This window comes from Streptomyces sp. NPDC104226, from assembly GCF_055584085.1.
Window position 1 is genome coordinate 56,518 of the sequence record NZ_JBVJMS010000012.1, and the last position, 26,218, is coordinate 82,735.

Here is a 26,218-nt window from a genome sequence, read left to right on the forward strand (position 1 = left end):
TGTTCACTCCTTCGTGTGGCCGGGCGGGCGATGTGCGGTCCTCTTCCCCACTCACTGCGAGGGTCTGAGGCGGTACGGCGGCAGGCGCGCACAAGCGGCGCGCGCCGAGCAGCACGTACCGGGCACCAGACGACGAGCACGAGCAGTACACGTACACACGTAAACAGGATTGCGAGCACCGGTGCAGAAGAAGCGGCCTCGGAAGAACGGCACCGTCGCGAACGGCACCGCACCCGACGGCACCGCACCCGACCGACGAGCCCCCGGCGGCCCGGTCGCCGCGACCGCACCCGCAGGGCGCCGCGTCCGCGTGCGCAGCAGGCTGGTCATCGGGGTCGCCGTGGCAGGGCTCGCCGTCCTCGCGGCGGGAGCCCCCGCCGTCCTGTCCGCCTCCGCGGACCTGAAGGACTCCCAGGAACTGGTCACCCTCGCCGACCGGAGCCGGCAGACCCTCACCCTCGCCCACCTGCTCGGCGACGAGCGCGACGCCGTCACCGCGTACGTGGCCAAGGGCCGCCCCGGCGGCGCCAAGGGCGCGCAGGCCGCCGCCGTCCAGGAACGCGCCGCGGGCACCGACCGCCAGCTCGCCGAGGTCCAGGCCGACGCGGACGAGGAACTCGCCCAGGCCCTCGGCCGGGTGGGCGCCGTCCGCACCGAGGCCATCGAGGGCAAGGACAGCGCCCTCGCCGCCCACCAGGCCTACTCCGGCGTCATCGCCGAACTCCTCGCACCGAGCGGCCGGCTCAGCGAGTTGACCCCGCCGCGCGCCGCCGACGCCCTCGTCACCGCCCGCCCCCTGGCCGCCCTCGGCCAGGCCGTGGAACAGGCCTCCGCCACCCGCGGACTGCTCCTCGCCGCGCTGTCCGTGCCCGGCGGCGACAAGCAGCCCGGCGCCGCCTTCGTGGACGAACTCACCGGCGCAGCCCAGCGGGCACGCGTACGGGAGCAGGGCGCGCTCGACGACTTCGCACGCGCCGCGCGTCCCGACGTGCGCCAGAGCCTCACCGCCACCGTCACCGGACCCGAGGTCAAGACGGCCGACGACTACCTCAAGCGGCTCACCGACCGGCCCGCCCTGTCGCCCGCCGACCGCAAGCTCGATCCCGGCACCGTCGGACCGGCCCTGACCGCCCGCGTCGACCGGATGCGCTCGGTCGAGGCCACCCTCGCCGCCGAGCGCGCCACCGCGCTCGCCGCGCTGCGCGACGACGACGTGACCGCGCTGGAGGTCATGGTCACCTTCCTCGGCGTCCTCTTCCTCCTCACCCTCGGCATCTCCACCGCCGTCGCGCGCTCCCTGACCCGGCCGCTGTCGGTCCTGCGGCGCGGCGCGGCGCGGCTGGCCACGCCGGAGGGCTCGGTGGAACCGGTCCGCTTCACGGGCCGCAACGACGAGTTCGCCGAGGTGGTGCGCCACCTCAACGCGGTACGCGACCAGACGGTCTCCCTGCACACCCGGATCGCCGGACTCGACGCCGACCGGCGCCGCCTCATCGGCCGCAACGAGGCCCTGTCGGCCGGCCGGGAGACGCTGGAGGAAGAGCTCGCGCAGCTGCGGGCGGGGCTGGAAGAGCACCGCCGCATCATGTCGACCACGTCCGTGTCGCTGTCCCTGCGGACGCTGGGGCTCGTCGAGCGCCAGCTCGCCGTCATCGAGGAGCTGGAGTCCGAGGAACCGGATCCGGACCGCCTCGCCACCCTCTTCAAGCTCGACCATTTGGCGACCGTGATGCGCCGCCACAACGAGAACCTGCTCGTCCTCGCCGGCCAGGAACACGGCCACGGGCAGGGTGTGGCGGTGCCGCTGGTCGACGTCATGCGGGCGGCGGTCAGCGAGATCGAGCGCTACGAGCGCGTCGACCTCGGGGTGCTGCCCTCGTACACGCAGGTCGCCGGGCACGCCGCCGACGACATCTCGCACGTACTGGCCGAGCTGCTGGAGAACGCCACGACCTTCTCGCCGCCCGACGCCAAGGTCAAGGTGTCCGGCTGGCTGCTGGACTCCGGTGACGTGGTGCTCTCCGTCGTCGACGAGGGCATCGGAATCACCGGGGACCGGCTGGCGACCCTGAACGCGCGGCTGGCCACGCCGGACGCGTACGACGAGGAGCCCGAGTCGGAACACGGCCTGGGCCTCGGCCTGTACGTGGCCGGACGCCTCGCGGCCCGGCACGGGGTGAGCGCGGAGCTGCGCACGCAGCAGCACGGCGGTACGGAGGCCCTGGTCGTCGTACCGGCGGCGCTGCTGCCCGCCACCCCGCTCGCCTCGCCGGTCCACACCCTGGGCGCACCGGGCGCACCCGCGCTACACCTGCCCGGGGTGGTCGCGGAGGCCAACGAGAACACCCTCCCGGCACGGGTACGGGGCCTTGCCGCCCTCCCGCCCGAGGCGCCGGCGGAGCCCGCAGAGCCGGCCGAGCCGACCGAGCCCGAGGCCCCGGCGGCGCCGGAGCCCCTGACGGCGGATGCGGCCGTGGACCCGGACCCGGCGTTCTTCCCCGGAGTCGAGCACGGCCCGGAGTCCCTCCCGGCGGCTGAGGCCCAGGCCGACAACGGCCCGGAGTTCTTCCCGGAGGCTGGGCCCGAGGCGGAGTACACCCCGGAGTTCTTCCCGGTGGCTGAGCCCCAGGTGGCGTTCGCCCCGGAGGGCTACCCGGCGATTGAGCCCGAGGCGGAGTACACCCCGGAGGGCTACCCGGCGGTTGAGCCCCAGGCGGAGTTCGCCCCGGAGGGCTACCCCGATCCCGAGGCCGAGTATGCCCCGGAGGGCTACCCCGAGGCCGAGTACGCCCCGGAGTCCCACCCCGAGCCCGAGGCTCAGGCCGAGTACGCCCCCGTGGCCTTCCCCGAGCCGGAGCCCGCGCACGAGACGGCGCAGGCCTCTGTCGTGGAGCCGCCCGCGCGGGTGGCTCCGGAGCCCGCTCCGGCGGGGTTCGCGCCGCCGGCCGGGCAGCTGCCGCCCACGGAGCAGGTGTTCCGGGTCCCGGCGCCGGTCGAGGTGCCCGCCGAGCAGGTGTTCCGCGTACGGCCGCAGGCCCAGGCCGCCGCCGAGGCGCCCGTAGAGCAGCCGGAGGAGGCCCTCGCGGAGGTGCCCGCCGAGCAGGTGTTCCGCGTACCGCCGCAGGCTGAGGCCCCCGGGCCGCAGGAAGTCCTCACCGACAAGGGGCTTCCCAAGCGGAGCCCCCGCGTGGTGAGCACCGTACGCGAGGAGGCGGCGCGTCCGGCTCCGGGCCGGGTGGACGCCGACGAGCTGCGCCGCCGGCTCGGCGGCTTCTACCGGGGAGCCCAGGACGGGCGGCGCGTCGTGGAGGCCGAGCTCGCGCAGGCCCCCGGGCAGGACGCGCCGCAGGACCCCCGACAGGGCCCGCCGCAGGAGCAGGGGCAGACCGACCGGGGGGACACCGCACAGGAGGCACGCACATGAACGCGTCCAGTACGTACGGACTGAGCTCCCAGGCCCGCAACCTTCAGTGGCTGCTGACCGACCTCGTCGAGGAGGTGCCCGGGGTCAACTCGGTGGCCGTCGTGTCCTCGGACGGGCTCCTCCTGCTGTCCTCGGATCCGGTGGCGGCCGACACACCGGCCGCCGCCCCCGCACCCGCCCGCCCCAGCGGCCCCCGCGGTGCCTCCGCCGATCTCGCGACGATCGTCTCCGGCCTCGGCTCGCTCACCACGGGCGCCGCCGCCCTGATGGACGGCGGCTCGGTCAAGCAGACGATGGTGGCCATGGAGCACGGTTCCGTGTTCGTCATGTCCATCAGCGACGGATCGCTCCTCGGCGTGCACGCCACGCCGGACTGCGACATGAGCGTCGTCGCGTACCACATGGCCTTGTTCGTGGGCCGCGCCGGCCACGTCCTGACCCCCGAAGTCCGCAGTGAGCTGCGCCAGTCGATGGAGAACACCCCGTGAGGAGTCCGGCCTCCGACCGGCTGCCGATACGCGGCGCCGACCGCCGCCCCGCCCGTGTACGCCCGTACTCCCTGACGGGCGGCCGCACCCGCTTCACCCAGGTCCTGCACGTCGAGACCTTCGTCGCGGCCCTGGACACCAAGGTGTCCGAGCCGCGCAAGCCCGACCGGATGCCGGAGATGCCGGCGATCGTCGAGGTCTGCCGCCGCATGCGGACGATCGCCGAGATAGCCGCCCTGCTGAAGCTGCCGCTCGGCGTGGTCCGCGTCCTGGTCAGCGACCTCGCCGACCAGGGCCGGATCCGTGTCTACGGGACCGGCCACGGCAGCGGCCGTCCCGACCGCGCTCTGCTCGAAAGGGTGCTCAGTGGGCTCCGCCGTCTCTGAAACCGGCCTCTCCTCCTTCCCCGCGCACCCGGACACCGATCCGGACGAGCCCGTACAGCCCTGGCAGTACGACCGCTCGCGCGCGCCCGTCGCCGTGAAGGTGCTGGTGGCGGGCGGTTTCGGGGTGGGCAAGACCACCTTCGTCGGTTCCGTCTCCGAGATCCGGCCGCTGCGTACCGAAGCGCTGATGACCGAGGCCGCCGCCCCCACCGACGACCTGTCGGGGACCCCGGACAAGCACACCACCACCGTCGCCATGGACTTCGGGCGCGTCACGCTCGACGACGACCTCGTCCTGTACGTGTACGGGACCCCCGGTCAGGAACGCTTCTGGTTCATGTGGGACGACCTGGTGCGCGGCGCCGTCGGCGGGATCGTCCTCGCGGACACGCGGCGGCTGCGCGACTGCTTCCCCGCCCTCGACTACTTCGAGAGCTGCGGGCTGCCGTACGCCGTGGCCGTCAACCACTTCGAGGGCACGCCTTCGTACGAACCGGAGGACGTGCGGGAGGCGCTGACCATACCGGCGCAGGTACCCGTGGTGATCATGGACGCGCGGCGCCGGGCGACGGTCCTGGAATCCCTGATGACCCTCGTGGGCCACGCCCTCGACACGACCCCCGAATAGAGAACGTCCAGATGCGCAAGATACTCGTCGTCGGCGCCGGCCAGTCCGGTCTCCAACTCGCCCTCGGACTGCAGGCGAAGGGGTACGAGGTCACCCTCATGTCCAACCGGACGGCGGACGAGATCCGCACCGGGCGGGTCATGTCCACGCAGGTCATGTTCGACACGGCGCTCCAGCACGAGCGGGACCTGCAGCTGAACTTCTGGGAGCAGCAGGCGCCGAGGATCGAGGGCCTGGGCGTCTCCGTCTCCGCCCCCGACGGCAGCCGCCCCGTCGACTGGCTCGGCAGGCTCAAGGGCTTCGCCCAGTCCGTGGACCAGCGCGTGAAGATGGCCGGCTGGCTCGACACCTTCGCGCAGCGCGGCGGGCAGCTGGTCATCCACGGCGCGACCGTCTCCGACCTGGACTTCTTCTCCCGTACGTACGACCTGGTGCTGGTCGCGGCCGGCAAGGGCGAGCTGGTCTCGCTGTTCGGCCGGGACGCGGCCCGCTCCCCGTACGACGCCCCGCAGCGCGCGCTCGCCGTGTCGTACGTGCACGGGCTGGCTCCGCACCCCGAGCACCCGGAGACGGAGGCCGTGCGCTGCAACCTGGTCCCGGGTGCCGGTGAGCTGTTCGTGATGCCGACGCTGACCACCTCCGGGCGGGCCGACATCCTGTTCTGGGAGGGCATCCCGGGCGGACCGCTGGACGTCTTCGGCGGGGTGAAGGACCCTGCGGAACACCTTGCGCTGACCCTGGAACTGATGGAGAAGTTCACGCCCTGGGAGTACGCGCGGGCGACGGAGGTGGAGCTGACGGACGCGGGCGCCACGCTCGCCGGGCGGTACGCCCCCGTCGTCCGCAACCCGATCGGGCGGCTGCCCGGCGGCGGGCTGGTGCTGGGCGTGGCGGACGTGGTCGTCGCCAACGACCCGATCACCGGGCAGGGTTCGAACTCCGCCGCCAAGTGCGCGGCCTCGTACCTCTCCTCGATCCTCATGCACGGGGACAACCCGTTCGACGAGGCGTGGATGAAGGCGACCTTCGACAAGTACTGGTTCACCTGCGGCAAGCCCGCGACCCAGTGGACGAACGCCATGCTCGGCGTCCCGCCGGAGCACGTGCTCAACCTGATCGGCGCGGCCGGGCAGCTCCAGCCGGTGGCGAATCGATTCGCCAACGGCTTCGACAACCCGGCCGACTTCGACGCGTACTTCTACGACCCCGAGGACGCGGCGGACTACCTGGCGGAGGTCTCGGGCGCCTCGGGCGCCTCGGCCTCCGCGTAGCCCGTGTCGTCCCCCGCCGTCGCGCCCTCGGGCAGCGGCGGCGGGGTGAAGGAGCGCAGTGGCGCCCCGTCGGGGTCCGGCCGTACCGCGCCGAGCAGCGGATTCGCGGCGATCGGCGAGACCTTCACCTTCGCGCCCGGACGGGGTGCCTGGATGACCTTGCCGTCGCCGACGTACAGGGCCACGTGGGTGGCGGTCGGGAAGTACACCACCAGGTCGCCCGGACGCAGTTCGTCGAGCGGCACCCGCGGCAGCCGGGCCCACTGCTCCTGACTGGTCCGGGGGATCTCGCGGCCCGCGTGCGCCCAGGCCTGCGAGGTCAGCCCGGAGCAGTCGAAGGAGGCCGGACCCTCCGCGCCCCAGACGTACGGCTTCCCGATCTGGGCGGCCGCGTACGTGAGGGCCGTGCCGCCGGCCGCGGTGGGGTTGCGGAGCCGGGGGGAGCCGCCGCTGCCCAGCTTCCCCGAACCGATCAACTCCCGCTGCGCGGTGGCGGTGTCCTCGGCCTCCCGCGCGTCGAGCTCGGTGAGCTGGGCGGGGCTGAGCGAGGCCAGCATCCGCTCGACCTCCTTGAGCTGCGTGGCGGCCTCCTCCTTGCGCGCCTTGGTGTCGGCAGCCAGCTTCAGCTCGGAGTCCAGGGCCTTGCGGGCGGCCGTGGCGAGCCGGTCGGCCTGCTGCTCGCCCCGGGTGAGCCGCTGCAGCGCGGCGGCACGCCGGGCCCCCTCGCGCTCCGCGATCCGGCGCTGGTCCAGGGCCCCTTGGGGGTCCCCGGCGAACAGCATCCGGGCGTACGGGGAGAACCCGCGGCCGCCCTTGTACTGCTCGCGCGCCAGCCGGCCCGTGGTGGTCTGGGCGTCGGCGACGGCGGTACGGGCCCTGCCGAGCTCGGTGCTGAGCCGGCTCTCCTCGCGCTGCCGGGCGGTGAGGGCGGTCTCGGCGGCGTTGTAGGCCTCGGCGGCCTGCTCGGCGCGCTGGTAGAGGCCCTGGAGGCGGGTGAGGAGGACGCCGACGGGCTCGGTGGGGGAGGCGGCGGGGGTGTCGGGGGCCGTGGGGGCCGGGGCAGTGGGGGCGTCCGGCGTTTCCGGGGTGGTGGGTGTCTCCGGGGCGGCGGGTGTCTCCGGTGTCGCGGGCGTCTCCGGTGCGGCAGGGGCGGCGGGCTCGGCGTGGGTGACGGGGAGCGGGCCGGCCGTGACGAGGGCTGCGGCGAGGCACGCGGCGCGAAGCAGCCGACGTCTGCGGCGTCGTGACATGGGGTCACCTCCTGGCGGCCGATGCTGTCATGCGTGGTATGACAAATCGCCCACCCGGGGCGGCCGTGCCGCCCCGCTCACCCGGTCGGCGGACAGCTGCCGGCCGGACCCGATGAAACGGTTGGCGCGGCTTTCGCCAAGTACGGGGTGAGGGGCCGACGGGGGCCCGCAGACCAGGGGAGGGGCTGGGGTGAACAGCACACACGAGGGCGGCGCGGGGGCGGGCGGCGCGTCGGCGGGGGGTAGGAGGAAGGACTCCGGATGGGCGGGGGCCGGGCCACCGGACCTCCGGACGCCGGAGGGGTTCGGCGCCTTCTACGAGGAGCACATCGACGCCGTGCTCGGGTTCGTCACCCGACGGGTCACCGACCCGCACCTGGCGGCGGACCTTACGGCCGACATCTTCCTCGCCGCGCTGAAGGACGTGGCCGGCTATCGGCCCGACAGGGGAGTGCCGATCGCCTGGCTCTACGGCATCGCGCGCAATGTCCTGGCGAGCCACGCCCGTGCGGGCGCCCGCGAGCGCGGAGCCCTGCAGAGGCTCAGCGGCCGCCGGCTGCTCGACGACCAGGACGTGGCGGCCCTGGAGGAACGGATAGACGCACAGCGGGCCTTCCGCGACCTGGCCGAGCGGCATGCCGCCCTGTCGGAGCCGCTGAGGGCCGCGCTCGACCTGGTCGTGGTCGACGGCCTCACCCCGGCCGAGGCCGCCCAGGCCCTCGGCGTCACCCAGGCCACCATCCGGGTCCGCCTGCACCGCGCCCGCCGCGCGCTGCGGACTCCCGAGGATCCGTACGTCCCTGCCCCGGCGCAGCAGTTGGAGGTAGCACGATGAGTACCAGGCCCACTGCGTTCGAGGAGCGGCTGAAGACGGAGCTCGTGGCGATAGCCGCCGACCGGGCGGAGCTCGATGGCCGGGCGGACTTCGCCGTCGGCTCGCCTGCCCGGCGGTTCCGGATACCGATCGCCGTCGGGCTGGCGGCGACGGCGGCCGTGGCGTCGATCGCCGTGCCGGTCATGGGAGACCAGGGGGGTGCCTCCGCTGCGTACGCCCTGAGCAGGAGCGATGACGGCACGATCACCGTCAGTCTGTACCACCCCGAAGGGATCTCCGGCGTGGAGCGGGAGCTGCGAGGGCTGGGCATCCCCGTGGCGGTGGTCCCCGAGAAGCCGGTGGAGGAGTGCCCCGCGGTGCCGGGCGGCGGTTTCGACGGACCCGTGGGCCTGATCAGTGACGCACGCGGCCTGATCGTGGGCGCGTCCCAGGAGCAGCTCTTCGGCTTCAAGAAGGGCGGGGGTGGCGAGCTCGTGCTGACGATCAACTCGAGGACGCTCCCCGCAGGACACACCCTGGTGCTCGTGAAACCGGTGAAGCCCCGGCTCACCTATGTGGGTGCCGGCTCGATGCCCACGGAGCGGGTGCCGTCCTGCATACCCGACTTCACCCGTGCCGATGATCCGGAGATGGGGCTTGGCCTCCTCCAGGGCGGGACCGGAGGAGGCGCCCCGAGGTAGCGGATGGGCCGTACGGCCCGGGGTCAGTCGGACAGCAGGCGGGCCTTGGCCGCCGAGAACTCGTCCGGGGTCAGCAGGCCTTCGCGGGCCAGGGCTGCCAGCTGGGTCAGGCGGTCCGTCAGATCGGCCCCGGGGGAGGCCGGACCCGGGCCCGGGTGGGGAGCGGGACGGGCGGCTGCGGGCTCCCGGCGGGCGGAGGGGGCCGCCGGGGGAGAGGATGCCGTGCCGGGGGTCGCGTCGGGGGGCGTGTCGCGGGGCGTGCCCGGGGGTGTGCCGTCCTGGGGCTGGGGGGTCGCAACCGCTGCCGGGTGCTGGGCCGCGTCCCAGACGTAGGCCCCGCGCGCCAGGATTCCGCGCAGGAGGGGGTGGCCCGAGGGGCGCTGGGAGGGGTTCACGACGGAGCCGATGGGGCGGATGAACATCAGGCCACCCCCAGCCGGTCGGCCGGGAGGCGGACCGCTCCCGCGATCCGGCCGCCCGCCGCGCGGACGGCGACGGCGGCGTCCTCGGCCCATACGTGCTCGACGACCAGGAGGAGGGCGCAGCTGCCGCGGTCCATCAGTTCAGCCGATTCCCGCACGTCCTCGGGGCCGATGAGCGGGGCCGCCTCCCGGTGGGCGAGCAGGCCCCGGAGTTCGACGAACTCGTCGAACTCGGCTGAGAGCACCTCACCGCCGGCGGTCTTGGTGGCCACCAGACCGTCGACGAGCCGCACGACCCCGGCCTTGCGCAGTCCCATCACCGCCTCGACCGCCGCGACCCGCAGCTGTTCTTCCGGAAAGGCCAGGACGATGAACTCCGCAGGTCCCATGGAAGGAGACTCCTGATCCGCTACTTCGCTTCCGACCGGTTCTGACGACTCTTCGGCACACTATGACATAAGCGGACATACGGCCCGGCTCCTTGCTACGTTTCCCCGTATGACCGCTCTGACGGCGAAGGTGACGGAACCCGCCCCGCCACCGCCCCCCGACGCCCGTGCGCCCAAGCGTCGTGGAGTCGAGCTGTCGCTGCTCTTCGGCGCCGTCCTGATCGCCGTCCTCGGCCACCTCTACGTGGGGCTCGCCACCACCGGCAGCATCCCCGCACCCGCCGCCCACTACGCCGCCGGCCTCGCCGTGGCCGCACTCGTCGCCCACCTCGCCGTCCGGCTGTTCGCCCCGTACGCCGATCCGCTGCTGCTCCCGATCGCCGTGCTGCTCAACGGCCTCGGCCTCGTCCTCATCCAGCGCCTCGACGCCACCACCCCCGGCAACGCCACCGCCGGTGAGCAACTGCGCTGGTCAGCCCTCGGAGTGGTGCTCTTCGTGCTCGCCGTCGCGCTGCTGCGCGACCACCGGGTGCTGCAGAAGTACGCGTACCTGTCCGTGGCCGTCGCGCTGGCGCTGATGATGGTGCCCGTCTTCTTCCCGGCCGTGAACGGCGCGCACATCTGGATCCGGTTCGCCGGGCTCTCCTTCCAGCCGGGGGAGTTCGCCAAGATCCTGCTCGCCGTCTTCTTCGCCTCCTACCTCGCGGCGAACCGCACCGCCCTGGCCCTCACCGGACGCACCCTCTTCTGGAAGCTGAGGCTGCTGCCCGGCCGGGTCCTCGGCCCGATCCTGGCCATCTGGCTGCTCTCGGTCGGCGTGCTCGTCCTGGAGCGCGACCTCGGGACCTCGCTGCTCTTCTTCGGCCTCTTCGTGATCATGCTGTTCACGGCCACCGGCCGGATCGGCTGGATCGCCATCGGGCTGCTGCTCGCGGCCGTGGGCGCGTACGCCGTCGGGACGTTCGAGCCGCACGTGAACAGCCGCGTGGACGACTGGCTGAATCCTTTCGCCTCCATCGAGCGCGGCGACGGACCCGGCCAGCTCGCCCAGTCGCTCTTCGCCTTCGGGGCCGGTGGACTGCTCGGCGCCGGGCTCGGCCACGGCCAGTCCTTCCTCATCGGCTTCGCCGCCAAATCCGACTTCATCCTCGCCACCGCCGGGGAAGAGCTCGGCCTCGTCGGCCTCACCGCGATCCTGCTCCTCTACGGGCTCCTCGTCGCCCGCGGCTTCCGCGCCGGACTGGCACTGCGCGACCCCTTCGGGCGGCTCCTCGCCACCGGACTCGCCTCGATCGTCGCGCTCCAGGTGTTCGTCATCGCCGGCGGAGTCACCGGCCTGATCCCGCTGACCGGCATGGCCATGCCCTTCCTCGCCCAGGGCGGCTCCTCCGTGGTCACCAACTGGATCATCGTCGCCCTCCTCGTCCGGCTCAGCGACAGCGCCCGCAGGCCCGGACCGGCCGAGGAGGCCGACGCGTGATCCGCTACATCCGCTGGTGCGCGTACTTCTGCGCCCTGCTGCTCGTCGCCCTGCTGGTCAACGTCGGTCGTGTCCAGGTCTGGGAGGCCGCCGGGTACGGCGCGAACCCGGCCAACAAGCGCCCCGCCATCGAGCGGTACGCGGAACCGCGCGGGGACATCACCGTCGACGGCCGTCCCGTCACCGGCTCCCGGGACAGCCGCCAACTGCTGCGCTACGAGCGCACGTACAAGAACGGACCGCTCTACGCGCCCGTCACCGGCTTCGCCTCGCAGACCTACGGGACCAGCTTCCTGGAACGCGCCGAGGACGCGGTCCTCTCCGGCACGGACCCCGGGCTGTCGGCCTTCCCGCTCTGGTACGAGCTCTCGCGCGGCCGCCCCGGCGGCGGCGACGCCGCCACCACCATCAGGGCGAACATGCAGCTGGCCGCGTACACCGGGCTCGCGGGCAAGCGGGGTGCGGTCGCCGCCGTGGAACCGTCCACGGGCAAGATCCTCGCGCTGGTCAGCAGCCCCTCCTACGACCCGGCGGTGCTCTCCGGCACCGGGCCGAAGGTCAAGGAGGCCTGGGAGAAGCTCAACGCGGACCCCGCCAAGCCGATGCTCAACCGCGCCCTGCGCGAGACGTACCCGCCCGGCTCCACGTTCAAGATCGTGACGGCCGCCGCCGCCCTCGACGCGGGCGTGGTCACCGATGTGGACGCGCCGACCGAGACCCCGGACCCGTACCCGCTGCCGGGCACCAGCACCCTGCTGCCGAACGCAGGAACGGGCTGCGCCGACGCCTCGATGGCGGACGCGGTCCAGTGGTCGTGCAACACGGTGATGGCGAAGATCGGCGTACGGGTCGGGCTGCGCGGGATGACGGAGGCGGCGCGGCGTTTCGGCTTCAACGACGCGGGCCTGCGGGTGCCGGCCTGGGTGTCGCGGTCCAACTTCGACACCGACATGAGCCCCGACCAGCTGGCCCTGTCCTCGATCGGCCAGTTCAACACGAAGGCCACCCCGCTGCAGATGGCGATGGTGGCGGCGGCCGTCGCCAACGGAGGGGAGCTCAAGGCCCCCTACCTGGTGGACCGCACGACCCAGGACGACGGGGACCCGGTCCGCCGCGCCGACCAGCGCAGTCTCGGCCGGGCCATGACCCCGCTGACCGCGATGCGGATGCAGGAGCTCATGGTGAAGGTGGTGGAGAGCGGCACCGGCCGCAACGCGGCGATCCCCGGCGCCGTGGTCGGCGGCAAGACCGGTACGGCGCAGCACGGCGTCGGCAACGCGGGCACCCCGTACGCCTGGTTCATCTCCTGGGCGGGGCCCGAGGGCGGCCGGCCGCCGGCCGTGGCGGTCGCGGTGGTCGTCGAGGACGCGTCGGCCGTCCGCGGGGACATCAGCGGCAATGGGGCGGCAGCCCCGATCGCCCGAGCGGTGATGGAAGCGGCCCTGTCACCCCGGTGAAACACCCCGGCAGGGCCGGCGGTTCCCTCCGCGCGGGTTTCCCACCGGAGGGTGCGCGTCGTGGGAGCCGTGCGCCGCCAGGGCCAACGCTCCCGCCCGACCGGGTCCAGCCCACCGCCCTAGGCGTCCGCGCCCTCCGCGACGGTCTCCGCGACCTCCGCCACCCGCTGTTCCTCCTCGGCCGCGAACCGCTCCCGGTCGAGGGCCTCGGCGATCTCCTCGTCCTCGCTCATCAGCAGGTCCAGGTTGGAGTTCCCCATCTCGAAGACGCCCATGTCCAGGTACGCCTTCTGCAGCCGCTCGCCCCACAGCCCGATGTCCTTCACGCAGGGCACGATCCGGCTGAAGAGCAGCTTGCGGAAGAGCGCCAGGAACTCGGAGCGTTCGCTGAACTCCTCCGCCTCGGCGCGCGAGATGCCGAAGTTCTCCAGCACCTCCACCCCGCGCAGCCGGTCCCGCATCAGGTAGCAGCCCTCGATCACGAACTCCTCGCGCTCGCGCAGTTCGGCGTCCGACAGCTGCTTGTAGTAGTCGCGCAGGGCCATCCGCCCGAACGCGACGTGCCGGGCCTCGTCCTGCATCACGTAGGCCAGGATCTGCTTGGGCAGCGGCTTGTTCGTGGTGTCGCGGATCATCCCGAAGGCGGCCAGCGCCAGCCCCTCGATGAGTACCTGCATGCCCAGGTACGGCATGTCCCAGCGGGAGTCGCGCAGGGTGTCGCCGAGCAGTCCCTGAAGGCTGTCGTTGATCGGGTAGAGCATCCCGATCTTCTCGTGCAGGAACCGTCCGAAGATCTCCGCGTGCCGGGCCTCGTCCATGGTCTGCGTGGCGGAGTAGAACTTCGCGTCGAGGTCCGGCACCGATTCGACGATGCGCGCCGCGCACACCATCGCGCCCTGCTCGCCGTGCAGGAACTGGCTGAAGTTCCATGCGCTGTAGTGCCGGCGCAGCTCGCCCCGGTCCCGTTCCGTGAGCTTGGCCCAATGCCGGGTGCCGTGCAGCGGAAGCGCCTCGTCCGGGGTGCCCAGGGGATCGTACGGATCCACCTCGATGCCCCAGTCGATGCGCTTGGCGCCGTCCCACTGTTTGTCCTTGCCCTTCTGGTACAGGGCCAGCAGCCGCTCGCGGCCGCCGTCGTACTCCCAGCTGAAACGGGCATTTCCGGATGCGGGGACCGGCCAGACGGTCTCGCCCGGATCGTTGGTGTAGAGCTCGTGCGTCGACACTGACGCCCCCTCGCCTCACGTAGCCGCGTACTTCCGTACAGGACCGGACAGTTGGCAGCGTCACACGTTGGTAGACGCGCGGTCAACAAGTCGTGCGCGAGGGATTGACGGCCTTGCTGACAAGGAGTCTCATAAGAGGTGACCGCCGGTAACTCGACGCAGAGGTGTCCGAAGCCATGACCACCGTGACCGAACGAGCCGAGCTGCGCGACGCCCTCGGCCTGCTCAAGGACCGAGAGCAGATCGCCGAGCGGCTGCTCGAATCCTCGGCGAAGCACTCCTTCGACCCGGACAAGGAACTCGACTGGGACGCCCCGCCCGTCGACGGCAAGTACTACTGGCCGCCGGAGCTGCTCTCCCTCTACGACACCCCGCTCTGGAAGAAGATGGGCGAGGAGCAGCGCATCGAACTCTCCCGCCACGAGGCGGCGGCGCTCGGCTCGCTCGGCATCTGGTTCGAGATCATCCTCATGCAGCTCCTGGTCCGGCACGTGTACGACAAGTCCCTGACCAGCAATCACGTCCGGTACGCGCTCACCGAGATCGCCGACGAGTGCCGCCACTCGATGATGTTCGCCCGCATGATCACGACGAGTGGCACCCCGGAGTACCCGGTCTCCCGCACCAACCACAACCTCGCCCGCATCCTGAAGACGATCTCCACCACCCCCGGCTCCTTCGCCTGCACCCTCCTCGGCGAGGAGGTCCTCGACTGGATGCAGCGCCTGACCTTCCCGGACGAGCGCATCCAGCCCCTCGTCCGCGGAGTCACCCGCATCCACGTCATCGAAGAGGCGCGCCACGTCCGCTACGCCCGGGAGGAACTGCGCCGCCAGATGCTCACCGCCCCGCGCTGGGAGCAGGAACTCACCCGCGTGAGCTGCGGCCAGGCCGCCCGCGTCTTCTCGGAGGCCTTCGTCAACCCCCAGGTCTACGACAACATCGGCCTCGACCGGCGCGAGGCGCTCGCCCAGGTCAAGGCGAGCGGCCACCGCCGGGAGGTCATGCAGACCGGAGCCAAGCGGCTCACCGACTTCCTGGACGACATAGGCGTGATGCGCGGGGTCGGCCGCAAGCTCTGGAAGAGCTCGGGGCTCCTCGCCTGAACATCCCCCGCCGCAGGGCCCGGGGGTGCGGCTACCCTGCGGACATGACAGCCGTACGGGCGTACCGCAGGATGAGCGTCGAGGAGCGCCGGGCCCAGCTCCTCGACGCGGCCCTGACGTTGTTCGCACACCGGGCGCCGGAGGAGGTCTCGCTGGACGACGTGGCCGAGGCCGCCGGTGTCTCGCGCCCCCTCGTCTACCGCTACTTCCCCGGCGGGAAGCAGCAGCTCTACGAGGCCGCCCTGGGCTCGGCCGCCGACGTCCTGCGGCTCTGCTTCGCCGAACCCCAGGCCGGCCCCCTGACCCAGCGGCTCTCCCGGGCCCTGGACCGGTACCTCGCCTTCGTCGACGAACACGACGCCGGTTTCTCCGCCCTCCTCCAGGGCGGCAGCGTGGTCGAAACCTCCCGCACCACCGCCACCGTCGACGGCATCCGCCGGGCGGCTGCCGAGGCGATCCTCTTCCACCTCGGCGTGCCGGCTCCCGGACCGCGCCTGCGCATGATGGTGCGCACCTGGATCACCGCGGTCGAGGCCGCCTCGCTGATCTGGATCGACGAGGGCAAGGAGCCGGAGACCGACTCGCTCCGGGACTGGCTGGTGGACCAGTTCATCGCGCTCCTCACCGCCACGGCCGCCACCGACCCGGAGACGGCCGAGGCGGCCCGCGCCGCGCTCGCGCTCGAATCGGCGGACGGGCCGGTGGGGGTGCTGGCCCGCCGGGTGATCCCCGTGGTCTCCGAGGCGGCGCACCTGCTGTGACCCCCGAACCGCAGTGACCCCCGAACCGCTGTGACCCCTGAACGGCAGTGATGTCCGGATTGCTGTGAGACTGGAGGGGTGAGAAGCCAACCCACCCCCTTCGAGGGCGGCCCGATGGACGGCCGGACCCTCCCGATCCTCCTCGGACCGACCGGGCACCCGTCGAAGTGGTACGAGATCCCCGTCCCGGCCCCGGACGGCGGCGCCCCCACGGTGCTGCTCTACGAGAGGGTCCCGGCGGGGTACTCCAAGCGCCTGGGCCTCCAGCAGGGCTGGAAGTACGTCTACGCCCCGGGCGGCCAGAAGCCGAAGCTCCGCTGGCCCTGGACGAAGCCGACCCCGCCGGCTCCCCCGGGGGAGTGACGGCAGGGCGTCGCCTACGGCAGGCGGACACCCCCTTGCGGCAGGCGGGCGTCACCTCACGGCAGGCCGCCGTCGCCCGACGGCAGCCGGGCCTCGACCAGGGTCAGTACGGCCTCCGCCCCGCCCGCCCCGCCTCCGGCCGACGGCTCCGCCTGCCGGAACACCAGCCCGGCCCCGATGACCTCCGCCTGCGCCACCGCGATCGTCAGCCCCAGCCCGTGCCCCTTGCTCCCGCCCCCGGTGCGGAACCGCTGGGGCCCGTGAGACACGAGGTACTCGGGATACCCGTCGCCGTGGTCCCGTACGGTCACCACCGGCCCGTCCACCGTCACCACCACCGGCGCCCGCCCGTGCTTGTGGGCATTGGCGACGAGGTTCCCCAGCACCCGCTCCAGCCGCCGCCGGTCGGTCTCCACGTGCGCGTCCCGCACCACGACGACCTCCGTGTCGGTCCCCGACGCCCGCACCACCCGCCGCGCGAGGCGCCCGAGCTGGTGCAGGTCCGTCTCCACCACCTCGCTGCCCGAGTCGAGCCGGGAGATCTCCAGCAGGTCCTCCGTCAGCTGCCGCATCGTCCGCACCCGCTCCTGCACCAGCTCCGTGGCCCGCCCCTCGGGCAGCAGCTCCGACGCCGCCTGCAGACCGGTCAGCGGGGTCCGCAGCTCGTGCGCGACGTCCGCCGTGAACCGCTGCTCCCGCTCGAGCTTCGTCTGCAGGCTGCCCGCCATCGTGTCCAGGGCCGCCGCCACCGTCGCCACCTCGTCCTGGTGCCGCGAGGGGTCCTTCGTCCGCGGGTCCCCGACGCGCGCGTCCAGATCGCCCTGGGTGATCCTGCGGGCCACCGTCGCCGTCTGGTGCAGCCGCCGCGTCACACGGGTCACGGCGAAGGCGCCGAACAGCAGCGTTCCGCCGATGGCCAGCACCGACGAGCCGATGATCGCGTTGTCCAGCCCGGAGATCGTGCGCGCGCTCTGCCCGTAGTCGACGGCCGTGGCCAGCGCCTTGCCGTCCGCCGGGGCCGCCGCCCACATCAGCTGCCGCCCCTCGTACTGCGCCACGAGCGTCCCGCGCTGTCCGGAGAGGGCCAGCGCGCGCAGCCGGTCCGGCAGTCCGACCGGGTCGAGTCCGGTCCCCGGCGGCAGCATCTCGCCGGCCTCGTAGGCGCGCGAGGCGTCGGTCAGCTTGCCGAGGGCCTTCTCGCGGGCCGTCGCGACGGTCTGCCGGGTCACCTCCACGTGCACGAGCACACCCAGGACCGCCGCGAGCGAGCAGCACATCAGCACGATGAAGCACGCCGACTTCCAGGTCAGCGTCGCCGTCCACGAAGGCAGCCGGAGCCTCACCGCGACCCTCCCGCCGAGCCGGGGCTCGCGGACGGGGCCGGGCTCGGGGAGCGGCGCGGGGTCGCGCTGCCGGGGACCCGGACGATCTGCTCCCAGGTCGGCAGCATCGAGCGCTGCGTCTCGTCCCAGGACCAGGTGGTGTTCACCTCGTAGCCGGCGTTGCCGCTGGGGACGCGCAGGATCACGTCCCGTCCGGCGAGTTCGACGCTGATGACGGTGTCGGTGGTGGCCATGATCCGGTTGAGCCGGCCCTGCGCGTCCGCCGTGTACACGCGTACGGACATCTGCTGCTCCGGGTACTCGATGCCGACGATCAGCTCGTCCTTGCCGTTGCCGGTGAGGTCCCGGTAGTACGGCGTCAGCACCGGGCACTTCTTCGGATCGGCCCCGTCCGCCCCGCACTCCTTGATCGCGGCGGCGGTCTCGGGCGGCATCCCGTCGGGGCCCGTCTGCACGTTCGGGTGAGCCCGCAGCTCGGCCTGCACCAGGGTCGCCGGGTCGATCACGTGCACGTTCTGGTCCTGGACGGGCGCGATCCCGGGTACGTACTCGGGCGGCGCGCCCCCGGGATCGGCGGGCGGTACGACGGCCCCCGCGCGCCCCGGCCACAGGTGTACGGGCCCGCTCGCGGTCGGGGTCGCCCCGGCACCGGCCAGCCCGCCGGTGTCACCGCAGGCGCTCGCCAGCGGGAGCAGCAGGGCGGTCAGCAGACCGGCCCGGACGCGCCGGAGCCGACACCGGCCCCGGGGTCCGGGACCGGGAGAGGGGGTGGACCCGGATCCGATCACCCGTCGACCCTCCTCTCCCATGACCATGTGCCTGTCCACAGTAGGCAGAGCCGCATCGTTTCTGCCCGTGAGCCCGGGCCGGGGGAGGGGAAGGGGTGCGTCCTACGCGTCCGTACGCCCGCGGCGCAGCATCGCGAAGCCCAGCCCGGCGGCGCCGATCGCCGCGATCCCGCCGCCCGCGGCGAGCAGTAGCATGCCGTCACCCGGGCCGTCGGCCAGCGTGTTCAGCCCCAGCGCCTCGACGGTCCCCGTACTCGAACGCGAGGGCGCGGAGACGGGGACGACCCGGCCGTCGCGGCTCGCGGTCTTGTGCCCGTCCGTGGATCCGGCGCCGGAAGCGGACTGCGTACCGCTGTCGGGCCCGGCCCAGGAGCTGAGCCGGCCGTCGGACCGCAGCGCGAGGTGCATCTCCCCGGCGGCGCCGTAGCCGGTGCTGCCGTCACGGCTGGTCAGGGTGGCGGCGGTGGAGCCGTCGGGGTTGAGGACATCGGCCTGGTAGGCGCCCTTGGCCACGCGGTACACGTGCGCGGTGGAGACTCCGTCGGCGAGGGACACGGTCTTGACCAGGGTCCGCGGGGCGGTCACGCCCTGTACGGAGGAAGCCGACGGAACCCCGTCGGCGAACGCGGCGGCCGCGGGGAACGCCAGCAGGGTGCCGGCACCCACAGCCACGGCGGCGGCGCTGACGAGAGTGCGGCGGCTGTGGCTCACGGTGTTCACGGGACGTCCTTCGGTGCAGGTCAGACCCTGGTCCGTCCAGGTGGGATAAACGTATGCACCCGCCGTTGCGGTAACCCGTTGCTTCTGTAACAGCCATGCCTCAGCGACCCTGCGGAGTCGTTACACGCCACGGGCCGCACCGCGCACGCCGAAGGCCGGACCCGACCGGGGGATTGCCGCGGGGCGCCGGGGCTGCTCCCATGGACGCCGGGGGTGAGGGCATGTCTTCGATGGGTTCGAGGGGACTGAAGGTACTGCCGAGCGGTCGGCCCGGGCGCGGCCGGCTGTATGTGAACCTGCCCGACGGCAGGGCCGTGGCCTGGTACGACCGCCGGGCCAACCGGATCAGCGTGCTCGCGGACGAGCGCCGCGAGGAGATCCTGTCGGCGTTACGTCCCTACCTCACCGGAACCGTGGCCATCGGCCCGCCACCCGTCCCCACGGCCGGGGACCTGCGCCGCCTGTCCCTCCCGCCCGACGAGGACCTGGCCCCGAACCGCCCGGGGGAGGCCCTGCTCGGAGCCCTCACCTACGGCACCGCGGGCACCCGCGCCCGGCACCGGCTCCGCCAGGAGCTCACGGTGAGGCAGCGGATGGGCGAGGTGCTGGACGCCCTGGCGGAGACGGAGGACTGGCAGGTCCTGCACTCGGTCCACGCCGTCGCCGACCACCTCCTCATCGGGCCGCCCGGCGTCTTCTGCATCCGCACGGTCCAGGGCCGCCGCCAGCGCGTGGCGATCGGCGACCTCCTCCTCACGGTGGGCCGCAGCGACCCCGCCCCGGACCCCCGCGAAGCCCGCCGCGCGGCGGCCCGCGCGACCCGCGCCCTCTCCACCCCGGTCACCCCGGTCCTGGCCGTGGTCGACGCGACCCGCCTGGAAACCGCCCCCACCCTCCGCGACGTCCGCATCCTCACCCCCGCCACCACATCAGCCTTCCTGACCAACACCCCCACCACCCTCAAACCCCCGGACGTAGAAGCCCTCTACACCAAGGCCAGAGACCGCCGAACCTGGCACCCCCACCCGTCCGACGCCTGAGCCGCGGGCCCGGGCGCAGCAAATCCAGCCGTCCGGCGTGAGGACCGGGGTCCGGCGCGGAGCCCCAGGGGGGTCCGGGCGCAGCCCGGTACCCCCCCCAGCCCGTCCGGCGCTTGAGGACCGGGGTCCGGGCGGCGCCCGGGGAACGGTGGAAGGGCGGGTAGGGGACCCCAGCCCCGCAGGGCCGGCTCCGCACCACCCCTCAGGCGGAGCTCCGCTTGCGCGGCGTCACCGCCTTCTTCGCGGCCCCCCGCGCCGGCTTCGCCTCGGCAGCCTTCGCCTGCGCAGCCTTGGCCGAGGCCGTCTTCCTCACGGCCGCCGAAGCCGCCTTCTTCTTCGCCGCAGCGGCAGCAGCAGTCGACTTCTTCGCGGCGGCACCGGCACCCGCACCCGCCCCACCCGCCCCCGACGCAGTCGACTTCTTCCCGCCCACCGCTTTCGGCGCAGCCGCCCCCGCAGCCTTCTTCCGCCGAATCGGCGTAACCTCCGCCTCGGCCCCGGTACCGGCCGCCCCCTCGGCCCCCTCCGCCCCCTCCGCCCCGGACACCCCCGCCCGCGACGCCTTCGCCACCCGCACACTGTTCTCCAGGGCCGCCATCAGGTCGATGACCTGCCCACCCGCCCCCTCCACCGGCGGCCCCGCCGCCACCGCCGGTTCACCCTCGCCCGCCTTCGCCGCGATCATCGCTTCGACCGCCTCCCGGTAGTCGTCGCGCAGCGAGTCCATCTCCACCTCCCCCAGCGTCGCCATCAGCGCATCCGCCAGGTCCAGCTCGGCCTCGCGCACCGACACGGCACCCTCGGGCGCGACCCCCTCGGGGACCCGGATCTCGTCCGGCCACAGCAGCCCGTGCATCGCGATCACGTCGTCGACGACCCGCAGCATGCCCAGCCGCTCCCGCCCCCGCAGCGCGTACTTCGCGATCGCCACCTTCCGGCTCCGCTTCAGCGCCTCCCGCAGCAACGTGTACGGCTTGGCCGCCGTGGCCCCGCTCGCCGCGAGGTAGTAGGCCGCGTCCATCTGCAACGGATCGATCTGATCGGCAGGGACGAACGAAACGATCTCGATCGTCTTCGCGGTGGCGATCGGCAGCTGTGCCAGGTCCTCGTCCGTGATCGGAATGATCGACCCGTCCGCCTCCTCGTACCCCTTGCCGATCTCGGCGGTCGGCACCTCCTCCCCGTCCAGCTCGCAGACCTTGCGGTAGCGGACGCGCCCGCCGTCGCTGACGTGGATCTGGCGGAAGGAGATCGAGTGGCTCTCGGTGGCGTTCACGAGCTTGATCGGGATGCTGACCAAGCCGAAGGAGATCGCCCCGTTCCATATGGATCGCACGGTTCCTCCTGTTTCGTGGCAATCTCATCGTATGACGCCGATCACCCTGGTGGAGGGCCGTCGCATTTCGCTCAGCAACCTCGACAAGGTCCTCTACCCGGAGACCGGTTTCACCAAGGGCGAGGTCCTCCACTACTACGCCACGGTCGCGGGCCCCCTGCTCGCCCACATCCACGACCGCCCGGTGTCCTTCCTGCGCTATCCCGACGGCCCGGACGGACAGCTCTTCTTCACGAAGAACCCGCCGCCCGGTACCCCCGGCTGGGTGAAGACCACCCCGGTCCCGCGGTCCGAGGACCTCCGTGCCGAGCAGGTGGTCATCGCCGACCTGCCCACCCTCATGTGGGCCGCCAACCTCGTCGTCGAGTTCCACACCCCGCAGTGGCCGGCCGGCGCCCCCGCCCTCGCCGACCGCCTGATCCTCGACCTCGACCCCGGTTCCCCGGCCACCGTCGTCGCATGCTCGGCCGCCGCCCTGTGGCTCCGCGAGCGCCTCACGGCCGACGGCCTCCATGCCTGCGTCAAGACCTCCGGCTCCAAGGGGCTCCACCTGGCGGTCCCCCTCGAACCGACCCCCTCCGAGCGCGTGTCGGCGTACGCGAAGACCCTCGCCCAGGAGGCCGAGCGCGAGCTCCCGGACCTCGTCGTGCACCGGATGACCAAGGCGCTGCGCCCGGGGAAGGTCTTCGTCGACCACAGCCAGAACGCCGCCGCCAAGACCACGGCGGCCCCCTACACCCTGCGCGCCCGCACCCTGCCCACGGTCTCCGCACCGCTCTCCTGGGCGGAGGTGGAGGCCTGCCGGACCCCCTCCGACCTGGTCTTCCTCGCCGACGACATCGCCCCGCGGCTGGCCCGCGACGGAGACCTCTTCGCCCCCCTCCTCGACCCCGCCCTGGCCGGACGGCTCCCGTGATCACCGTCGCGCTCGCCGCGGCCGTACGGACCCTGCCCCGCGCGCCCGGTCTCGCGTACGAGCCCAAGTTCGACGGCCACCGCCTCGTGATCATCCGCACCGACGGCCCGGTCGGCGGGGTGGTCCTGCAGGCCCGCTCCGGCCGCAACGTCACCGCGGCCTTCCCCGACCTCGCGGCGGCCGCCCGCCACCTGCCCGCCGGGACCGTCCTCGACGGGGAGGTGGTGGTGTGGCACGCGGGCCGCACCGACTTCGCGCTCGTACAGCGCCGGGCGGCCGCCGCTTCGGCCGCGCGGGCCGCCGTGCTGGCCCAGACGCTGCCGGCCTCGTACGCGGCCTTCGACGTACTGGAACTCGCCGGCCTGGACCTGCGCGCCCGCCCGTACGAACGCCGGCGCACCCTCCTCGTCGACCTGCTCCTGCCCCTGGGCCCGCCGCTCCAGCCGGTGCCCATGACCACGGACCCGGAGCTGGCGGAGACCTGGTACGAGACCCTGCCCGCCAGCGGCATCGAGGGCCTGGTCGTCAAACGGATGGACCAGCCCTACCCCGCCGGCCGGCGCGGCTGGCAAAAGCTCCGGCACACCAACGTCCGCGACGCGGCGGTGGTCGGCTACACGGGCAGCGCCCGCCGTCCGCTCGCCCTCGTCCTGGTCCTCCCGGTCGGCGACGAGACCCCGCTGGTCTCCAGCCCCCTGACGGCGCCGCTCCGCGCGGAGGTGGCGGCCGCGGTGGCCGCCCGCGACCCGGAGGCGGCCGGGGGAGCCCCGCGCATCTCCCGGGGCGCCACCATCACGGCCATCGGCCTCGGCGAGGTCCCCTTCCACCCCCTGGACCCGCCGCTCACGGCCGAGGTCCGCCACACCTCGACCCGCCACCCGCCCCCGGAGATCCTGCGGCTGCGCACGGACCTGTGACCCGGGGCGGGGTCCGCTCCGGGTCACAGGTGCCGGGTCAGTGGGTCGGTGGGCCGGCGGGTCGGTGGGCCGACGGGTCGGTGGATCAGTCGTGCGCGCCCCGCCCGGAGTTGGGCGGAGAGCCGGGCTGCGGGTGCGGGCCCGGTCCTTCGACGCGCTGGTGGGCCGCTTCCCGCCGGGCCCTGACCTCTTCCGGGTTGAGCGAGGTGGTGGAGCCGAAGTTCCCGTACCCCTGCATCTCGTGCGGGCGCAGTCCGTTCTCGGGGAAGTCCACGTAGTCCCGCTCCTCGCGCACCTCGTACACCGCACCGCCGTCGGGCAGGTGCGGCTGGCTCTCGGGAGTGGGGGGTGCGGGTTCCTGTGCCCGGACCCGCTTGCCCAGCAAGAAGCCGCCGAGCAGGAAGCCGACCACGATGAGCCCGACGACCAGGAACCACGCGATGTTGGTCAGTGTCCTGTCCACCGCGAGGAACGTCAGAGTCGTGTCCATACAACCCATTTTCCCGCATTCGTGACGTTTCCACCCGATGGCCCGGTATCACCCGGTACGGACCCGGTAGGACCCGTACGGCCCGGTGCGGTCTTTGGACCGGCTCAGCCCTTGAGCGGCCCGTCCGCGTCCCGCACCCCGCGGACCTCCCGGCCCCCGAGCACCGCCAGGATCTCCGCGCAGATGGCCAGCGCGGTCTCCGCCGGGGTCTGCCCGCCCAGGTCCAGCCCGATCGGGCCGTGCACCGTCCGCAGCCGCTCCTCGCTGACTCCGGCCGCGAGCAGTCCCTCGCGGCGCCGCGCTGTGGTCTTGCGGGAGCCGAGCGCACCGACGTACGGAATCCCGAGCGCGAGCGCGGTCCGCAGCGTCGGCACGTCGAAGTCCGGATCATGGCTCAGCATGGCCAGACAGGCGGCGTCCCGCCGCACGTCGAGCAGCTTCTCGGCCTCACCCGTGGAGACGACGACGCTCACCTCCCAGCCGAGCAGCCGGGCCTGCGCCTCGATGACCTCGGCCAGCTCCCCGGCCCCGCCGATCACCACGTACGGAGCCGACGGGTACGCCTCCACGAGCACCAGCCCGGACCCCGCGTACAGCGCGTCCCGGCCCGGCCGCCGCGTCCTCAGCAGCTCCCCGGCCCGCCGCTCGGCGTCGCCGGACGGCTGGTCGGCCCCCCGTACGACGACACTGACGGCCTGATCCGCCCGCTCGTTCAGCTGGGTCACGAGCGCGACGCCGACCCCCTGCCCGAGCAGCTCCCACCACTCGCCGGGAATCGCGGCCAGCGGCTGCAGCAGCACCTCGGCCTGCCCGCCACACGTCAGCTTCGCCTCGACGGCCTCGCCGCCGCCGACCGAGACCTCGCACACCCGTGCGGTCTCCCCGCTGCCCATGGAAGCGGCCTCCGCCACGAGCTCGGCGTCGAACACCCCCCGGTACAGGGCCCCGACGCACTCGCCCCGCGCATCCACGAGCACGGCCCCGGCCGGATCACGGGGTCCGAACCCCTGCTCGGTCACGGGCCGCGCCAGAAAGCCGGTCCGCCCCTCGGACACCCACTGCCGCGCCGTCTCCACCAAGTCACGCATCTGTGCCGCCCCATCCTCACCGTCAGAGCACGCCACAGAGCACCAGGTCGACGACACAAAGTGGCCTCGCACCCAACCTACGCACGCCCACCCCCGCCCCTCACCCCCCAAAACCCACAGACCCACCCCCACGTCCTTCGTACGGACCACCATCGGCGCCGCTCATCGAGGACCCGGCGACCCCGGATGCCGTACGACGCCGACGAGTTGCCCACCCCTCGCGCACCGCACCCACGGTCCGCGCCCGATGGCCGATCATGTGCGGTGGGGGTGGAGTACAGGTGTGCGGCAACCGGTAGGGGACCGGATCGCCGTCACGTCGAGATGTGAGGGATCGCATGGTGTCGCTGGTTACGTCGGACGCTCTGGAGCGCGAGGACAGATTCGATTGGTTCTGCGAGACGGTGTCCGTCGACGTGATGCCCATTACGCTCAGAACCCGGCAGCGGGCCGACTTCCGGGCGAGCCTCATGTACGCGGACCTCGGCGTCGCGCAGCTGTCCTCCCTGACCTGCTCACCGGTCACCTCACGGCGCACCTCGGCCCACGTCCGGCGCGGCGATCCCGAACACCTCCAGCTGGCGCTCATCACGGAGGGCGCCGTCAGGATCTCGCAGCGGAGCAACGAATCCCTGGTCGCGGGGGCGCTCATGCTCACGGACACCTCACGGCCGAGTGAGGGCGCGTGCATGGGGGAGCAGACCGGGACGGTCGTCCTGCAGATCCCCCGCCAATCCCTGGCCCTGGGACCGGACCGGGTGGACCGCCTCCTGGCGAGACCCCTGGCCGCGGACGCGGGATCGGGGGCGATCCTCGCCGACTTCCTCAAGGTGCTCGTCGCACGCGGCCCGCACTGCCAGCCCGAGGAGCTGCGGGCTATGGGGGCCATCACCCTGGACCTGACCACCGCGTTCCTCGCGCGGCAGCTCGGCGACCTCGGCCAGGCGCCGGCCGAGGCCCGTGCGCAGGAGACCCTGCAGCGGGTTTACCGCTTCATCGAGAACAACCTCGGCGACCCGGAGCTGACGCTCCGGACGGTCGCCGACCGGCACAACCTCTCCCTGCGCCGTCTCCACGCCCTCTTCGGCGACCAGACCCTGACCGTCGCGGCGCACATCCGCCAACGCCGCCTGGAGCGCGCCCGCACCGACCTCGTGTCCCGGGAACTGAGCGGCCGGCCCGTCCAGGAGATCGCCGCTCGCTGGGGCTTCGCCACCGCCACCGCGTTCAGCAGGGCGTTCCGCGAGACCTACGGCATCACCCCCACCGAACACCGGGCGCTCTCCCTGGCCGACCCGCGGCACTGAGCGCACACAAACGCGGCACTCGACGCACACCACCGCACCCCGCTCCGGCCTAGATTCTCCTCCGGCGACAAGGGCCCGGGTGAACACAATTCACGGGCTCCGAGCAG

Annotated in this window: 26 protein-coding genes; 16 read left to right on the plus strand and 10 right to left on the minus strand. The window is 73.1% G+C overall.

Translation table 11 applies throughout. The annotated features are described in order from the left end of the window. Positions 1 to 181 precede the first annotated feature (181 nt). From ACZ60J_RS32350 to ACZ60J_RS32370, 5 genes are read left to right on the plus strand one after another with little or no spacing between them, the layout of a single operon-like run. Entirely contained in the window at positions 182 to 3,424 is a 3,243-nt protein-coding gene (locus ACZ60J_RS32350; protein ID WP_469687367.1) for a nitrate- and nitrite sensing domain-containing protein, read from the plus strand. Beyond that, the gene (locus tag ACZ60J_RS32355; protein WP_469687368.1) at positions 3,421 to 3,912 is read left to right on the plus strand and encodes a roadblock/LC7 domain-containing protein; all 492 of its coding nucleotides are present in this window, start codon (positions 3,421 to 3,423) and stop codon (positions 3,910 to 3,912) included. Before ACZ60J_RS32350 ends, ACZ60J_RS32355 begins: the two co-directional genes overlap by 4 nt. Further along, on the plus strand, positions 3,909 to 4,298 hold the full coding sequence (locus ACZ60J_RS32360; protein WP_382970494.1) for a DUF742 domain-containing protein: 390 nt from the start codon (positions 3,909 to 3,911) through the stop codon (positions 4,296 to 4,298). The genes ACZ60J_RS32355 and ACZ60J_RS32360 overlap by 4 nt, the downstream gene beginning before the upstream one ends. Then, positions 4,279 to 4,926: a GTP-binding protein gene (locus tag ACZ60J_RS32365; RefSeq protein WP_469687370.1), complete on the plus strand. Its 648-nt coding sequence runs from the start codon at positions 4,279 to 4,281 to the stop codon at positions 4,924 to 4,926. Before ACZ60J_RS32360 ends, ACZ60J_RS32365 begins: the two co-directional genes overlap by 20 nt. An 11-nt stretch (positions 4,927 to 4,937) precedes the next feature. Continuing rightward, a complete protein-coding gene (locus ACZ60J_RS32370; RefSeq protein WP_469687372.1) occupies positions 4,938 to 6,197 on the plus strand; it encodes a styrene monooxygenase/indole monooxygenase family protein in 1,260 nt (419 codons plus the stop codon). Here the strand turns inward: ACZ60J_RS32370 and ACZ60J_RS32375 are convergent. Continuing rightward, on the minus strand, positions 6,149 to 7,447 hold the full coding sequence (locus tag ACZ60J_RS32375; RefSeq protein WP_469687373.1) for a C40 family peptidase: 1,299 nt from the start codon (positions 7,445 to 7,447) through the stop codon (positions 6,149 to 6,151). The two genes, ACZ60J_RS32370 and ACZ60J_RS32375, sit on opposite strands and share 49 nt — an antisense overlap. Positions 7,448 to 7,637: 190 nt before the next feature. Here ACZ60J_RS32375 and ACZ60J_RS32380 point away from each other — a divergent pair, with 190 nt between their 5' ends. Both ACZ60J_RS32380 and ACZ60J_RS32385 read left to right on the plus strand, forming a co-directional pair. Beyond that, the gene (locus ACZ60J_RS32380) at positions 7,638 to 8,282 is read left to right on the plus strand and encodes an RNA polymerase sigma factor (protein WP_469687375.1); all 645 of its coding nucleotides are present in this window, start codon (positions 7,638 to 7,640) and stop codon (positions 8,280 to 8,282) included. Continuing rightward, entirely contained in the window at positions 8,279 to 8,962 is a 684-nt protein-coding gene (locus ACZ60J_RS32385) for a hypothetical protein (RefSeq protein ID WP_469687377.1), read from the plus strand. Before ACZ60J_RS32380 ends, ACZ60J_RS32385 begins: the two co-directional genes overlap by 4 nt. Before the next feature lie 23 nt (positions 8,963 to 8,985). Here the strand turns inward: ACZ60J_RS32385 and ACZ60J_RS32390 are convergent, their stop codons facing one another. Further along, the gene (locus tag ACZ60J_RS32390; RefSeq protein ID WP_469687379.1) at positions 8,986 to 9,384 is read right to left on the minus strand and encodes an SHOCT domain-containing protein; all 399 of its coding nucleotides are present in this window, start codon (positions 9,382 to 9,384) and stop codon (positions 8,986 to 8,988) included. Beyond that, positions 9,384 to 9,773: a DUF6325 family protein gene (locus ACZ60J_RS32395; RefSeq protein ID WP_469687380.1), complete on the minus strand. Its 390-nt coding sequence runs from the start codon at positions 9,771 to 9,773 to the stop codon at positions 9,384 to 9,386. The genes ACZ60J_RS32390 and ACZ60J_RS32395 overlap by 1 nt, the downstream gene beginning before the upstream one ends. 109 nt (positions 9,774 to 9,882) lie before the next feature. Here ACZ60J_RS32395 and ACZ60J_RS32400 point away from each other — a divergent pair, with 109 nt between their 5' ends. Both ACZ60J_RS32400 and ACZ60J_RS32405 read left to right on the plus strand, forming a co-directional pair. Then, positions 9,883 to 11,253, plus strand: a complete 1,371-nt coding sequence (locus tag ACZ60J_RS32400; protein WP_469687381.1) for an FtsW/RodA/SpoVE family cell cycle protein — start codon at positions 9,883 to 9,885, stop codon at positions 11,251 to 11,253. After that, the gene (locus ACZ60J_RS32405; protein ID WP_469687383.1) at positions 11,250 to 12,710 is read left to right on the plus strand and encodes a penicillin-binding transpeptidase domain-containing protein; all 1,461 of its coding nucleotides are present in this window, start codon (positions 11,250 to 11,252) and stop codon (positions 12,708 to 12,710) included. Before ACZ60J_RS32400 ends, ACZ60J_RS32405 begins: the two co-directional genes overlap by 4 nt. A 119-nt stretch (positions 12,711 to 12,829) precedes the next feature. Here the strand turns inward: ACZ60J_RS32405 and ACZ60J_RS32410 are convergent, their stop codons facing one another. Further along, positions 12,830 to 13,936 carry a ferritin-like domain-containing protein gene (locus ACZ60J_RS32410; protein ID WP_469687385.1) on the minus strand — a complete coding sequence of 369 codons (1,107 nt, stop codon included), beginning with the start codon at positions 13,934 to 13,936 and terminating at the stop codon, positions 12,830 to 12,832. A gap of 176 nt (positions 13,937 to 14,112) precedes the next feature. Between ACZ60J_RS32410 and ACZ60J_RS32415 the strand changes: the two genes are divergently transcribed. The 3 genes from ACZ60J_RS32415 (at position 14,113) to ACZ60J_RS32425 (ending at position 16,166) form a co-directional block, all read left to right on the plus strand. After that, entirely contained in the window at positions 14,113 to 15,042 is a 930-nt protein-coding gene (locus tag ACZ60J_RS32415) for an AurF N-oxygenase family protein (RefSeq protein WP_469687386.1), read from the plus strand. 44 nt (positions 15,043 to 15,086) lie between these two features. After that, entirely contained in the window at positions 15,087 to 15,803 is a 717-nt protein-coding gene (locus tag ACZ60J_RS32420) for a TetR/AcrR family transcriptional regulator (RefSeq protein WP_469687388.1), read from the plus strand. 78 nt (positions 15,804 to 15,881) lie between these two features. Then, positions 15,882 to 16,166, plus strand: coding sequence for a hypothetical protein (locus ACZ60J_RS32425; RefSeq protein ID WP_469687390.1), 285 nt, complete (start codon positions 15,882 to 15,884; stop codon positions 16,164 to 16,166). Between the two features lie 56 nt (positions 16,167 to 16,222). On the opposite strand, the gene ACZ60J_RS32430 is transcribed toward ACZ60J_RS32425, so the two are convergent. The 3 genes from ACZ60J_RS32430 to ACZ60J_RS32440 all read right to left on the minus strand — a co-directional run bounded on the left by ACZ60J_RS32430 (position 16,223) and on the right by ACZ60J_RS32440 (position 19,017). Beyond that, entirely contained in the window at positions 16,223 to 17,509 is a 1,287-nt protein-coding gene (locus ACZ60J_RS32430; RefSeq protein ID WP_469687392.1) for a histidine kinase dimerization/phospho-acceptor domain-containing protein, read from the minus strand. Next, the gene (locus tag ACZ60J_RS32435) at positions 17,506 to 18,297 is read right to left on the minus strand and encodes a hypothetical protein (protein ID WP_469687394.1); all 792 of its coding nucleotides are present in this window, start codon (positions 18,295 to 18,297) and stop codon (positions 17,506 to 17,508) included. The genes ACZ60J_RS32430 and ACZ60J_RS32435 overlap by 4 nt, the downstream gene beginning before the upstream one ends. A gap of 102 nt (positions 18,298 to 18,399) precedes the next feature. Beyond that, positions 18,400 to 19,017: a hypothetical protein gene (locus ACZ60J_RS32440; protein ID WP_469687396.1), complete on the minus strand. Its 618-nt coding sequence runs from the start codon at positions 19,015 to 19,017 to the stop codon at positions 18,400 to 18,402. A gap of 221 nt (positions 19,018 to 19,238) precedes the next feature. On the opposite strand from ACZ60J_RS32440, the gene ACZ60J_RS32445 reads away from it, so the two are divergent. Continuing rightward, positions 19,239 to 20,057 (plus strand): nuclease-related domain-containing protein, encoded by an 819-nt coding sequence (locus tag ACZ60J_RS32445; RefSeq protein ID WP_469687398.1) that lies wholly within the window; start codon positions 19,239 to 19,241, stop codon positions 20,055 to 20,057. Positions 20,058 to 20,259: 202 nt separating this feature from the next. Here the strand turns inward: ACZ60J_RS32445 and ku are convergent, their stop codons facing one another. Next, the gene (ku, locus tag ACZ60J_RS32450; RefSeq protein WP_469687400.1) at positions 20,260 to 21,393 is read right to left on the minus strand and encodes a non-homologous end joining protein Ku; all 1,134 of its coding nucleotides are present in this window, start codon (positions 21,391 to 21,393) and stop codon (positions 20,260 to 20,262) included. Between the two features lie 31 nt (positions 21,394 to 21,424). Between ku and ligD the strand changes: the two genes are divergently transcribed. Further along, positions 21,425 to 22,309, plus strand: a complete 885-nt coding sequence (gene ligD, locus ACZ60J_RS32455) for a non-homologous end-joining DNA ligase (RefSeq protein ID WP_469687402.1) — start codon at positions 21,425 to 21,427, stop codon at positions 22,307 to 22,309. Beyond that, on the plus strand, positions 22,309 to 23,226 hold the full coding sequence (locus tag ACZ60J_RS32460; RefSeq protein WP_469687660.1) for an ATP-dependent DNA ligase: 918 nt from the start codon (positions 22,309 to 22,311) through the stop codon (positions 23,224 to 23,226). Before ligD ends, ACZ60J_RS32460 begins: the two co-directional genes overlap by 1 nt. Positions 23,227 to 23,311: 85 nt before the next feature. Here ACZ60J_RS32460 and ACZ60J_RS32465 read toward each other — a convergent pair whose 3' ends face one another. Beyond that, positions 23,312 to 23,716, minus strand: coding sequence for a DUF6479 family protein (locus ACZ60J_RS32465; protein ID WP_469687404.1), 405 nt, complete (start codon positions 23,714 to 23,716; stop codon positions 23,312 to 23,314). A gap of 104 nt (positions 23,717 to 23,820) precedes the next feature. Further along, on the minus strand, positions 23,821 to 24,804 hold the full coding sequence (locus ACZ60J_RS32470) for an XdhC family protein (protein ID WP_469687406.1): 984 nt from the start codon (positions 24,802 to 24,804) through the stop codon (positions 23,821 to 23,823). 338 nt (positions 24,805 to 25,142) lie between these two features. Between ACZ60J_RS32470 and ACZ60J_RS32475 the strand changes: the two genes are divergently transcribed. Next, on the plus strand, positions 25,143 to 26,111 hold the full coding sequence (locus tag ACZ60J_RS32475) for an AraC-like ligand-binding domain-containing protein (protein WP_469687408.1): 969 nt from the start codon (positions 25,143 to 25,145) through the stop codon (positions 26,109 to 26,111). Positions 26,112 to 26,218: the final 107 nt, after the last annotated feature.